This window comes from Acidobacteriota bacterium, assembly GCA_016716715.1.
Taxonomy (GTDB): domain Bacteria; phylum Acidobacteriota; class Thermoanaerobaculia; order UBA5066; family UBA5066; genus Fen-183.
Map to the genome: position 1 here is coordinate 438,250 of JADJVE010000003.1, position 12,285 is coordinate 450,534.

Sequence of the window (12,285 nt, forward strand, 5' to 3'; positions counted from 1 at the left end):
AACGTCTACGCGGGCAAGGACGGAAACGTCTACAAGCGCGACGAGAACGGAAACGGGTCGAGCCCGTCGGGCTCGAGTCCGCCGGCCTCACAGAACAAGCCCAGGTTAGGAGGGCGGGAGGATGTTCTGGGGTATATTCGCGGTATGAGAGTCAAGACATCGGTCACGTTGTCGGGGGAGACGATTCGCGCACTCGACAGGGCTGCCGCGCCAAACTCCAATCGGTCTCGTCTGATCGAGGAGGCGGTGTGCGACTACCTGGCCCGCCGGCAGCGAGCCGCCCGGGAAGCCCGAGACCTGGCGATCCTGAATCGCTCGGCCGATCGCCTTAATCGTGAATTCCGGGACGTGCTCGAGTATCAGGCCGACGTGTGAAGAGAGGCGACCTCTATCGAGTGCGCCACCCGGCCGGCGACCCGAAGCGCTCTCGCGTTTTCGCTGTCGTCAGCCGGCAGGCCTTGATCGAGTCCCGCTTCTCCTCCGTCGTCTGCGCCCCCGTCTACAGCCGCCGCGACGGCCTCACGACCCAGGTGGACGTCGGGATCGACGAGGGGCTCAAGCACGAATCCAGCATCCACTGCGACGCGCTGGTCAGCCTGGCCAAGACATCCCTGACCGACTACGTGTCGAGTCTCGGGCCGACCCGGCTTCGAGCGCTCGACGAGGCTCTCCGGATCGCGCTGGCGCTCGATTGAAACGAGCTGGTTCTGGGGATGCGCATCTGGAAGGCTCGTGGTGAAGCCGTCGGGCCGGTGCTACATTGAGTCGAGGAGAACGAACATGAGCATGCGAGTCGCTTCCCTTGCGGTCTTCGTCTCCTTCGCCTCCGTCCTGCAGGGGCAGCAGCCTGCTGCGCCGGGCTCCGCGAGCGCGTCGCCGTCCGTCGACCCCGGGCTCATCGTCTACCAGATCGACCTGGTCCCGGTCGGGTCCATGTTCGCGATGGGCCAGCCCGTGCTCGAGGGCGATTACTGGGTCTTCAGCGCCTTGCCGGAACGGACGGAGATGAAGGTTCCGAGGACAAAGGTGAAGTCGGTCGCGCGGTGGTCGACCGACTACACCAAGCATGTCGTGTGGCGGGTGGAGCTCGCGGGGTTGGCCGGCATGCACCTCGCGCGGAACGAGCCGGTGAAGAAAGGGAAGAACTGGATCGCGTACACCTGGAAGAACAACACGCTCGTGAGCGTGCCGGAGACGGACGTCGTGAGGATCACGCGCCTGACCGGCCCCGAGGCCTTCAAGGCCGAGCAGCTCGCGCTGGGACTCATCGTCCTCGAGGGCGCGTCCATGACACCCGGCTTCAAGGGGGGAACGCCCCGGTGAACGTCGCGCCGGCTTCCGGTTCGCCGGCGCCCGGCGACCCGGCCGGGCCCGGGAACTGGACCTACCAGGGCCAACCCGGTGCTTACGACGCCTACGCGCCTTCGGGCGGGACGGTCGCCAAGCCGGGCGACACACCCATGGTCCCGACGCCCCGCTGACGGCATTCCGCCACGAGTGGCGGGATCCCGTCCGGCTTCGGTTCGGGCTGGAATCCTGGCCTTGGCTAGCGCCCCTAAGAGTCTGGAAACAAAAGACTAGGTGATCCATGTCCCAGGGTTCGTTGCGGGCACGCGGTTCGCAATGGAATCCGTGATTCCGATGCTTCTACGGATCACGGATGAACGTCTTGGGGACTTCACAGTCGTGCATGTTGCAGGGCGTCTGGTGGGCGAGGGCGTCGAGGAACTGGGCCGGGTCTGTGCCGCATCGCTCCGTCCCCTCCGCATCGACCTCGCAGGATTGCTCCAGGCCGACGAGCTCGGCCTCTCCCTCCTGCGCGCGCTGCGCGCGTCCGGCGCGGAACTGTCCGACGTCTCGCCGTTCATCGGTCTATTGCTCGACTCGAGGAGAGAACATGCCGCGAATTGAAGAGTGGCGTTCGGCGCGCCGCGCCGCGCTCGCGCTGGCCGCCGCTTTCTTCATCGCGAGCTCGGCGCTCGCCGCCGACGCGCCCGCGCCACGCGTGACGTGCGAGTCGAAACCCGGCGAGCGCCAGCACTGTCCGGCCGACACGTCGAAGGGCGTCGTCCTCGCCGAGTCCCATGGAAAGGCGCCGTGCCTCCTCGGCCAGACGTGGGGCTACGACCAGAAGGGCGTCTGGGTGACGGAGGGCTGCTCCGCCACGTTCGTTCTTGGGAGGCCGGAGCCTGGAGAGGCGAAGACTCCCGAGGAGCAGACGCCCGAGGAGAAGAAGAAATTCCTCGAGTACCTGCCGACCGTGGGCTTCCGCATCTTCGAAAGCGACAAGGGGCAGGTCTACGTCCGCCTCTATTCGTATCTGCGCTACCTGAACCAGAACGGGCTCGACGCGACGTACGTCGACTCCTTCGGGACGACGAAGTCGGTTCAGACCCGTGAGGACGTTCAGCTGAACAAGGTGTTCCTGCCCTTCTCCGGCTGGTTTCTCGACCCGAAGTTCCGTTACTACCTCTGGTTCTGGACGTCGAACGCCGCGGCTGGCGAAGGCGGGCAGGTGGTGGGCGGGGGAAGTCTGAGCTACGTCTTCAGCGACCTGATCACCCTCGGCGGCGGGCTCGGCGCCCTGCCGACCGTCCGGAGCAACGAGAACCAGTTTCCGTACTGGCTCGGCGTGGACGACCGCACGATGGCAGACGAGTTCTTTCGCGGCTCGTACACGATGGGGATCTGGATTCGGGGAAAGCTCCCGTCGTCCCTCTCGTATGCCGTGATGCTCGGCAACAACCTCAGCAACCTGGGGATCAGCGCCGCGCAGCTCTCGACCGGCCTGAACACGCAGTCGTTCCAGCTCGCCTGGACGCCGACGACGGGGGAGTTCGGCTATCTCGGCTCTTTCGGCGACTACGAGCAGCACCAGAACGTCGCGACGCGCCTCGGCGCGCACTACACCCACAGCCGCGAGGACGCCCAGAACCAGTCGAACCCGAATGCCGTCGACAACAGCCAGACCCGCCTCTCGGACGGGAACATCGTCTTCACGCGTGACCTGTTCGGTCCCGGGATCTCCGTGGACCGCGTCACGTACGAAATGGCCACCGTCGACGCGGGGATCAAGTACAAGGGCCTCGCGCTCGAGGCGGAGTACTTCTGGCGGAGGCTGAGCAACTTCGCGGGCCCCAACACGGCCGGCATCGCGAACATCGAGGACCACGGCTACCAGATCCAGGCGTCGGCGATGGTCGTGCCGAAGTTCGTGCAGGCCTATCTCAGCGGCTCGGAGATCCGGGGCCCATACGGGAACGCCTCGGAAGTCCGCGCGGGCGCGAACTGGTACGTCAAGGGCGAGCGGGGCGTCCGGCTGAACGCCGAATGGATCCACCTGAACAACTGCCCGACGGGCTACACGGCTCTCCCCCTCTCGGTGGGCGCGAATGGCGACGTCTACCACGTGAACTTCGAGCTGGGCTTCTGACGGGAAGAAGCAAGAAGAAGGGATTTCTATGAAGGTTAATTGGCGGCGCGGCAGCGGCATCGGCTGTGCTGTCGCCCTTTCGCTCGCGTTCTCATTCGAAGCATCCTCACTTCGGGCGGCGGAGCCGCCTCTCTTTCACGACTCCCACATGCACCTCACGAACTTCGTCCAGGAAGGGACGGACCTTAGGGACTTCGTGAAGCTCATGGGGACGAAGGTGGGGCGCTCGACCGTCTTCGGCCTGCCTCTCCAGCAGATGTGGTCGTACGGGAACACGGGCGACTTCGCGCCGACGTACTACTTGCAGACGGACGCGCCGCTCTACTACTACTCGTTCGTCGACGCGTCCATCGCGATGGCGTACCGGTCGCTGCCGCCGGCGGACCAGGCGCGGCTCGACCCGATGATCGTCGGGTTCAACCCGTCGGACATGTACGCCGCGGACCACGTCAAGCGCGTCCTGAAGACGTTCCCCGGCGTCTTCTCGGGGATCGGCGAGTTCTCGATCCACAAGGAGTTCGTCTCGTCCAAGATCGCGGGCGAGACCGCGAGCCTGACGAATCCCGCGCTCGACCGCCTCTTCGACGTCGCGGCCGAGATCGGGCTCGTCGTCCTCCTCCACAACGACATCGACATGCCCTTCCCGAAGCCCAATCAGGAGCCGTACCAGATCTTCCAGCTGAGCGACCTGTTCCTGAGGCATCCGAAGACGACGATCATCTGGGCGCACATCGGGCTCGGGCGCGTCGTGCGGCCGGTTCCCGACCAGCTCGGGATCGTCGAGAAGATGCTCTCGAACCCCGCGCTCGCGCACGTGTACCTCGACCTCTCGTGGGACGAGGTCGCCAAGTACATCGTCGCGAGCCCCGAGGCGATCCGCAGAACGGCCGAAGTCGTGAACCGGCACCCGGACCGCTTCCTGTTCGGGACGGACGAGGTCGCGCCGTCGGACCCCGCGAAGTACATGAAGGTTTACGAGATGTACGCGCCGTTCTGGGCCGCCCTGACGCCGGAGGCGCGGGGAATGGTCCTCAAAGGCAACTACGAGCGTCTCTTCGACGCGGCGCGGACGCGGGTCCGCGCGTGGGAAAAAGCAAACGTCAAGTGAATCGCGGGCACGGCCCGCAGGAGGTTGGAGATGAAAGTGTTTCTGAGGGGTGCGACGGTTGCGGCCGTGGTTCTCGCTCTCGGCGCAGGGGGCGCCGCGTGGGCCCAGACGGTTTCGGACCCCCCGGCCGGGCCACGGTTGCAGATCTACGGTTTCGTCCAGCTCGACATGATCGCGGACTTCAACGCCGTGAACCCCGACTGGGCTGACACGCTGCGGCCCACCAGGCTGCCCTCCTACAAGGACGAGTTCGGGCCCGGCGGGCACTTTTACGCCGACGTCAAGCAGACCCGGTTCGGCGTGAAGGGGTGGCTGCCGACGGGTTTCGGCGAGCTGAAGACCTGCTTCGAGTTCGATCTCTTCGGCGTGGGCGGGGACGCGGGTCAGACGACCATGCGCGTGAGGCAGGCCTGGGCCGAGCTGGGGCCCTTCCTCGTCGGGCAGACGCAGAGCGTCTTCATGGACCTCGACGTCTTCCCGAACACCCTCGACTACTGGGGGCCGAACGGAATGGTCTTCTACCGGAACATCCAGCTCCGCTGGATGCCGGTGCAGGGGGACACGCGCGTCTGGATCGCACTGGAGCAGCCGGGCGCGAGCGGCGACGGCGGCGTGTACTCGGACCGCGTCGAGCTTCAGAACATCCAGGCACGGTTTTCCCTTCCGGACCTGACCGCCCAGTTTCGGAGCTCGGGGAAATGGGGCCATGTCCAGCTCGCCGGCGTTCTCCGCCAGATCAAGTGGGATGACACGCTCGTGGACCAGTACGACCTCTCCGGGAGCGCCACGGGCTGGGGCCTCAACCTGTCGACGAACCTGAAGGCCGGCGCGAACGACGTGATCCGCGCCTCGGTCATCTACGGCGAAGGCGTCGAGAACTACATGAACGACGCCCCGCTCGACGTCGGCGTCCAGACCAACCCCGGCGACAAGACGAAGCCCATCAAGGGCAAGGCGCTCCCGGTCCTCGGGATCGTCGCGTTCCTCGACCACAACTGGAGCGACAAGTTCTCGACGGCGATCGGCTACTCGCGCGTCGACATCAGCAACTCCGACGGGCAGCTTCCGAGCGACTTCAAGACCGGGCAGTACGCCGCCGTGAACCTCCTTTGGACGCCCGTGAAGAACGTCATGACGGGAGCCGAATTCCTCTGGGGCAACCGGAAGAACAACTCGGACGGCTTCTCGTCCGACGACTACCGTATCCAGGTCTCATTCAAGGCCAACTTCGACACCATGCTGGGAGGCAAGAAGTAAATGAACGTCACGAAGCGAATCCTCGCCGCCGCCGCGGCCCTCGCGCTCGTCGTGGGGCTCGCGCCCTCGGTGTCCGCGCAGACGCCGGACGACATCCAGAAGGCCATCAACGCGGCCTATGAAAAATACAAGGGCCTCCAGGAAGGCAAGAACGCCGACTACATCCCGGCGCTCGCGAAGGTCGACTCGAAGATCTACGGCATTGCCCTCGTGACGGCCGACGGCAAGATCTACACGGCCGGCGACGTCAAGTCCGAGGTCTCGATCCAGTCGATCTCGAAGGTCTTCACGATGGCGAAGGTCGCCGAGGAGTCGGGGTTCGAAGCGATCGTCAAGACGATCGGCGTGGATGCCACCGGCATGCGGTTCAACTCGATCGTCTCGATCGAGTTTGCCAAGAAGGCCCTCGGCGGTCCGGAAATCAATCCGCTCGTGAACCCGGGCGCGATCACGGCGACGAGCATGCTGAAGGGCAAGGACCGCGCCGAGATCTGGAACGGCCTCCTCGCGACGTACTCCGACTTCGCCGGTCGCCCTCTCACGGTGAACCAGGACGTCTTCAAGTCCGAGTCCGACACGAACCAGCGCAACCAGGCGATCGGCTACCTGATGTACGCCTACGAGTACATCAAGAAGGAGCCCCTGCGCGCGACGGACATCTACACGGAGCAGTGCTCCGTGAACGTGAACGCGAAGGACCTCGCCGCGATGGCCGCCACGCTCGCCAACGGCGGGAAGAACCCGCTCACGAAAAAGCAGGTCATGAAGACCGAGAACGTCCCGGGGACCCTGGCCGTCATGGCGACGGCGGGCCTCTACGACGACTCGGGCAAGTGGTTCTACCGCACGGGCCTTCCCGGCAAGAGCGGCGTGGGCGGCGGCCTCATCGCCGTCGCGCCGGGCAAGTTCGGGATCGCCGTGATCTCGCCGCCCCTCGACGACGCCGGCAACAGCGTCCGAGGCCAGAAGGCGATCGCGGACATCTCGAACGCGCTCAAAGCCAATCCGCTCGCGTCGACTCCTCGTTAGGTAGGATAAGGACGTCCGGGGCCGGCTCCCGCCGGCCCCGATTCACGTCCCTGAATGAGAGATGGAGGAGTCCTTTTTGAAGAAGCACTGGTTCAGCCTCGTCTCGCTCGCGCTCGTCCTTGCCGCCTGCGCGTTCCGCGCCGACGCCCAGCAGGGCCGGTTCGAGCTCACGCCGATGATCGGCTACCGCCTGAACTCCGACATCAACGAAACCGACGTCGCGAGGTACTCGCAGCTCCAGTTCGCGGACGCCGCCACGTTCGGCATCGCGGCGAGCTGGAACACGAGCCCCTTCACGTCCGTCGAGATCGAGTACACGTACTCCGGGTACGACGCGACGGCCGTGCCGCGCTCGGCCGCGACCTCCCAACGGACGGTCAACGTCGGGCAGCACAACGTTCTCTTCAACGGCCTCTACCTCTTCGACACGGGGAACCCCCGGTTCCAGCCCTTCGTCCTGGGCGGCGTCGGGGCGGCGATCCTCGCGCCGGACGGCAGCCTCGACTCGATCACGAACTTCGCGTTCACGCTCGGCGGCGGCGTCAAGTACTACGCGAGCGACCGCGTCGGAATCCGCGGCGACATCCGCTGGATGCCGCAGTACCTGTACTCCACCGACGGCGGCACGTGGTGCGACCCCTTCTACGGGTGCACCTACTACCCGAACGACCACATCATTTCCCAGTGGGACTTCAAGCTCGGAGTCATCGTCCGGTTCTGATGCAACCTCTCGTGCGGCTCTGTGACACTCTCGTCGCAGCCGCCTGATGAAATCCCTCCTTCGACGCCACCCGGTCGCCGCGGTCGCCGCCGCCCTCGTCGTCGCCGTGACCGGCGTGGCGCTCGCGCCGCGGTGGATCAACGCGGGGGCCGTGCGCGCGCGGATCGAGAGCGCCGCTTCCTCGGCCCTCGGCGGCGCCGTGACGTACGAGCGGATCGACCTCGCGTGGTTCCCGCGCACGGAGGCCGTCCTTCGGGCGGCGACCGTGTCGGTTCCGGGGGCGGCCCACGGCAGGGTCCGGACCGTGCGGGTCGCGTTCGCGTTCCTGCCGCTCCTCCGCGGGCGGTTCGTCCCGTCGCGGATCGTCGTGGAGGGGGCGGACGTCTTTCTGTCGCGTCCGGACGGCCGGGGCCTCTGGGTCGAAGGCATTCGTGCGGACGCGTCCCCGAAATCCTTCGAAGGGAAGACCGAAGTCGTCCTCTCGCGGTTTTCGGCGGAGTCGCCGAGGCTGGCGCTCGAGGGTGCCTATCAGTGGGACCCGGCGGCGCCTCGCGCGGAGGTTTCCGCAAAGGGCCGCATCGACGGCGGTGCCGTGCGCTCGCAGCTCCTCGCGTTCGCGGGCGACGACCGGACGATCGCGCAGATCTTCGAGATCTTTCGCAGCGGGAACCTCGAGACCTTCACGTTCGAGTCGGCCGCCCCTTCGCCTTCGGACCTCTTCGTACTCGAGCGGATGAAGATCCGGGCGAAGGCTGAGGACGCGAGAATCCTGGTCGAGGGCCCCGGCCTCGACCTCAGGGACGTCTCCGCCGACGTCGCGCTCGAAGGGGGCGTCCTCACCGCCGAACGCGCCTCCGCGCGCCTCGGGCGGTCGAAGGCCTTCGATGGGAGGGTCCTCGTCGGCCTGGCGCCCGGGGACGGCCGCCTGCGGGTCGAAGCGCAGGTGAAGGCCGATCTCGCTGAGGTGCCGGCCATTCTCGGGCGCGCGATCCCCGACAGGTCCTTCCGCGAAGAGCTCGCGCTCGTGGAGGGGTTCGAGGGGCGGGCGACGGGCCGCATCGCCATCGGAGAGTGCGCGGGCGACCTGAACACGGCCGTCTCCATCTCTGATCTGCGTCTTTCGGCTTACTACCGGCGGCTCCCGTGGCCGATCCAGGTGGACCGCGGGGAGTTCACGTTCGATGGGAAGCGCGTGGGCGTGAGCCGGATGTCCGGCAGCCTCGGCCGCTCGACGTTCTCCGGCCTCGCGGCGCGCGTGAGGCTGGGGAAAGGAACCGTTCTCGAATCGGGCTCCGGCTCGGTCGTGGTTTCGCTCGAAGATTTCTTCGAAGGTGTTCGGACCAGGCCCGGGGCGGAGGCGCTCGCGAGGAACGTCCGGCGCGTCTCGGGCTCTGTTTCCGTCGACGTCCAGCGGCTTGCGGGGCCGCTCGCTCGTCTGGGCGAGGCGTCACTCTCTGCCTCTGGCACCTTCAAAGAAATTCTCTTCGACTCTTCCTCTTCTCCTTCTCTTCCGCCAGTCTCGATCCCTTCGGGCCGCTTTGCCGCCGACAACGACGCTGTCCGCGTGTCTGACGCCGCCGTTCGGACGTTGGACGCGTCCCTCCTCGCCTCAGGCGCGTGGAGCGGCTGGCGCGGGGGCGCGTCGACGATCGACGCCACCGCGGACGGCGAGCTCGGGCCCGAGGCGATCCGGTGGGGATGGGACCGTGCGTCGCTCCCGGCGGAGTTCCGGCCGGCGGCGCCGATCGCGCTGCACGGCGCGCGCGTCGACGCAAGCGGGGGTGCGTTCTCAGTGGGCGGAGACTTCGTCGTCGCGAGCGGGCCTCGCCTGACGCTCGACCTCGCGGGCGACGGGAAGAAGATAGACGTCCGCAACCTCACGGTGGCCGACGGCGACTCCACCGCCTCCATGGCTCTCCTTCGCCCGGACGCGGCGTTCGACTTGCGGTTCAAGGGGCGCCTGGGCGGTTCCACGCTCGCGAAACTCTTCAGCGAGCGGAAGTGGCATGGAGGCGCGATCGATGGCGACTTCCGCGCGCTTGTGCCTGCGGGGAATCCCGGCGGTCTGACGGTGGAGGGCGCGCTCACGGCGACGAACTTCGAGGTGCCGACGCCCGCGGGGCCGGTGTCGATCGAGCGCGCCGATCTGCGCGCGGAGAAGAATCGGTTCGACCTGGCGTCGTCCTCACTGGTCCTCGGCGGGCAGCGGTTCTCGGCCGCGGGCAGCGCGACGCTCCGGGACGGAGCGATCGACCTCGACATGGACGTTTCGACCGGCGACCTCGCGTGGACGAGCGTCGAGAAGGTCCTCGCCCGGCTGGAGGAGGCGAAGAAGGCGTCACCGCAGACGGCCGCCCCCGCATCTCTGGCGGCCGGCGGGAACCTTCGCGTTTCCGTCGACTCGTTCGCGTACGGAGCGTTCGTCTGGAAGCCGGTTCTCGCCGACGTTCGGCTCGAAAGGGATTCCGTCGCCGTGGCAGTCAAGAAGGCCGAGATCTGCGGCATCTCGACGACCGGAGAGGCGCGCTTCCTGCCCGGCGGCGCGATTGCGGTCGACGCGCGAGCGGAGGCTGCGGGCCCCGACATCAACGTCCCGCTCACCTGTTTCGGATTCGAGGACGCCCGGATGACCGGAGGTTACGAGGCGGGCGTGCAAGTCAGGGGAGAGGGCGCAGCATCCGATCTCCTGCGCGCCGTCCGGGGCCCGCTGACGTTCAAGGCCGCGAAGGGCCGTGTCGGGAAGGCCACGCTGCTGACGCGCATCCTCGGCGTCCTCAATGCGACGGACGTCTTCAAAGGAAAGTCCAGGACGCGCGCGGGCGACGCGATGCCCTACGACGCGATCACCGTCGATGGAGAGCTGGCGGACGGCCGTGTCTCGATCCGCGAAGCGGCCCTGAAATCACCGGCGATCACGATGGCGGCGACCGGATCGATCGGAGTCCTGGATCAATCCCTGGACCTGGCCGTCCTTTCGCACCCCCTGTCGACGATCGACAAGATCGTTCAGGCCGTTCCCGTCGTCCGCCACATCCTCGGGCGCAACTTCCTTGCCGTGGCGGTGGGCGTGACCGGGACGATCGGCGACCCGAAGGTCACCATCACGCCCGGGAGGGGACGTCGGGAAGGGGCTCGTCGGCATCCTCGAGCGGACCGTGACGCTGCCCGTCACGGTCTTCGATCCGCCCGCTGCAAATCCAATCCCTTGATGTGCTTGCATCAGGAAGCGGCCCCGTTGAGGGCGTAGGATCAAGGTGAACGCCCAAGGAGGGTGGATGAGGTTTCGTTTCGCGCAGGGAGCTATCCCGGTTCTCGCCTCGGCCATGTTCCTGGCCGGTTGCAGCACGACGGCGCCGACTACGTCCGTCACGCCGGCTCCGGCGCCGGTCGTCCGCGAGAAGCACTGGGGCTACGTGTCGAATGCCGAGACGGCCGGGCCTGCCGAGTGGGGAAGCCTGCCGGGCGACGCCGCGTGCGCGGCGGGCAAGCGGCAGTCGCCCGTCGATCTCGCGACGCGGATGCCGTTCCCGGTCGAGGCGAAGGACCTCCCGAACCTCGTCTTCAAGTACGGGACGACGAAGCTCCACCTCGTGAACAACGGCCAAACCGTGCGGGCCGACGTGGACAAGGGCAGCACGGTCGAAATCGACGGCGGCGTATGGACGCTCCTGCAGTTCCACTTCCACGCGCCGTCGGAGCACAGCCTCGACGGCCTCCACTACCCGATGGAGATGCACCTCGTCCACGCGGGACCGGACGGCAAGCCCGGCCTCGTCGTCGGCGTCTTTCTCGTGCAGGGCGGCGATACCCCGGCGCTCGCCCCGGTCTTCGCGAGCCTCCCGAGGGAAAAGGGAGCGAAGAGAGACGACGCCGCCGTGACGGTCGATCTGGACAAACTCCTGCCGGCTTCGAGGACGTACCTCGCATACGAGGGCTCGCTCACGACGCCGCCGTGCACGGAAGGCATCCGTTGGTACGTGCTCCAGAGCCCGATGGGCATCACGGGCGAGCAGCTGGGCGCCTTCGTTTCGCTCCCCCACATGACGCCGACCAACCGGCCCGTGCAGCCCCTCTCGGGCCGCAAGGTCCTTCTCGACACGACTCCCTGATTTGGAGGCAAATGCCATGAGGATGCCGCTCGGCGCGCTCGTACTCGCCGCAGCGGCGGCGGCCCAGGTGGCCGGCGCCGCCTCTTCCATCACCGTCGACTCGAAGGCCGACCCGGGCGCGGACTTCTCCCGCTACAAGACCTATTCGTGGACCGAAATGAAGGAAATCCGCAGCGAGGCCGTCAAGAAACGGATCATGTCCGCGGTCGACGCGCAGCTCAAGCGCAAGGGCTTCGCGCGCAAGGACGACGGCGCCGCCGACCTCAGGGTGGTGGTGCACCCCAGCCTTTCGAAGGAATACCCGGCCCATTCGTACGACCCCGGGTGGGAATACGGGTGGGGAACCTGGGCCCCCCCGTTCGGGGACATCGGCACCGGCTCGAGCCTGGGAGAGTCCATCCCGATCGGCACGGTAATGGTCGACCTCGTCGACGCCTCGACGAAGAAGCTGGTCTGGCGCGGCGCCGCGCGGAGTCCGCTCGACTCCGAGGCCTCGGCCGAGCAGAAGCAGGAGCTGGTCGACGAGGCGATGCAGAAGCTGTTCAAGAAGTTCCCGCCGAAGAAGAAATAGCGGGCTGTAATAGAATCGAGAACGAGGCGCCTTGCCTCCAGCCGCGGGCTTCCCCGC

The 12,285-nt window shown here is 66.9% G+C and carries 13 protein-coding genes; all 13 read left to right on the forward strand.

Features of this window, described 5'->3' with window-relative positions:
* Positions 1-144 precede the first annotated feature (144 nt).
* On the forward strand, positions 145-375 hold the full coding sequence (locus IPL89_06825; GenBank protein MBK9062895.1) for a hypothetical protein: 231 nt from the start codon (positions 145-147) through the stop codon (positions 373-375).
* Positions 372-695, forward strand: coding sequence for a type II toxin-antitoxin system PemK/MazF family toxin (locus IPL89_06830; GenBank protein MBK9062896.1), 324 nt, complete (start codon positions 372-374; stop codon positions 693-695). Before IPL89_06825 ends, IPL89_06830 begins: the two co-directional genes overlap by 4 nt.
* An 85-nt stretch (positions 696-780) precedes the next feature.
* A complete protein-coding gene (locus tag IPL89_06835; GenBank protein MBK9062897.1) occupies positions 781-1,323 on the forward strand; it encodes a hypothetical protein in 543 nt (180 codons plus the stop codon).
* Positions 1,320-1,481, forward strand: coding sequence for a hypothetical protein (locus tag IPL89_06840; GenBank protein MBK9062898.1), 162 nt, complete (start codon positions 1,320-1,322; stop codon positions 1,479-1,481). The genes IPL89_06835 and IPL89_06840 overlap by 4 nt, the downstream gene beginning before the upstream one ends.
* A 142-nt stretch (positions 1,482-1,623) precedes the next feature.
* Positions 1,624-1,911, forward strand: a complete 288-nt coding sequence (locus tag IPL89_06845; GenBank protein MBK9062899.1) for a hypothetical protein — start codon at positions 1,624-1,626, stop codon at positions 1,909-1,911.
* Positions 1,898-3,433: a DUF3011 domain-containing protein gene (locus tag IPL89_06850; protein ID MBK9062900.1), complete on the forward strand. Its 1,536-nt coding sequence runs from the start codon at positions 1,898-1,900 to the stop codon at positions 3,431-3,433. Before IPL89_06845 ends, IPL89_06850 begins: the two co-directional genes overlap by 14 nt.
* Before the next feature lie 28 nt (positions 3,434-3,461).
* Entirely contained in the window at positions 3,462-4,541 is a 1,080-nt protein-coding gene (locus IPL89_06855) for an amidohydrolase family protein (protein ID MBK9062901.1), read from the forward strand.
* Between the two features lie 30 nt (positions 4,542-4,571).
* The gene (locus tag IPL89_06860) at positions 4,572-5,798 is read left to right on the forward strand and encodes a porin (GenBank protein ID MBK9062902.1); all 1,227 of its coding nucleotides are present in this window, start codon (positions 4,572-4,574) and stop codon (positions 5,796-5,798) included.
* The gene (gene glsA, locus IPL89_06865) at positions 5,799-6,827 is read left to right on the forward strand and encodes a glutaminase A (protein ID MBK9062903.1); all 1,029 of its coding nucleotides are present in this window, start codon (positions 5,799-5,801) and stop codon (positions 6,825-6,827) included.
* A gap of 61 nt (positions 6,828-6,888) precedes the next feature.
* Entirely contained in the window at positions 6,889-7,548 is a 660-nt protein-coding gene (locus IPL89_06870; GenBank protein ID MBK9062904.1) for a porin family protein, read from the forward strand.
* Between the two features lie 46 nt (positions 7,549-7,594).
* The gene (locus IPL89_06875; protein ID MBK9062905.1) at positions 7,595-10,795 is read left to right on the forward strand and encodes an AsmA-like C-terminal domain-containing protein; all 3,201 of its coding nucleotides are present in this window, start codon (positions 7,595-7,597) and stop codon (positions 10,793-10,795) included.
* Between the two features lie 28 nt (positions 10,796-10,823).
* Positions 10,824-11,657 carry a carbonic anhydrase family protein gene (locus tag IPL89_06880; protein MBK9062906.1) on the forward strand — a complete coding sequence of 278 codons (834 nt, stop codon included), beginning with the start codon at positions 10,824-10,826 and terminating at the stop codon, positions 11,655-11,657.
* Positions 11,658-11,673: 16 nt separating this feature from the next.
* Positions 11,674-12,228, forward strand: a complete 555-nt coding sequence (locus IPL89_06885) for a DUF4136 domain-containing protein (protein ID MBK9062907.1) — start codon at positions 11,674-11,676, stop codon at positions 12,226-12,228.
* Positions 12,229-12,285: the final 57 nt, after the last annotated feature.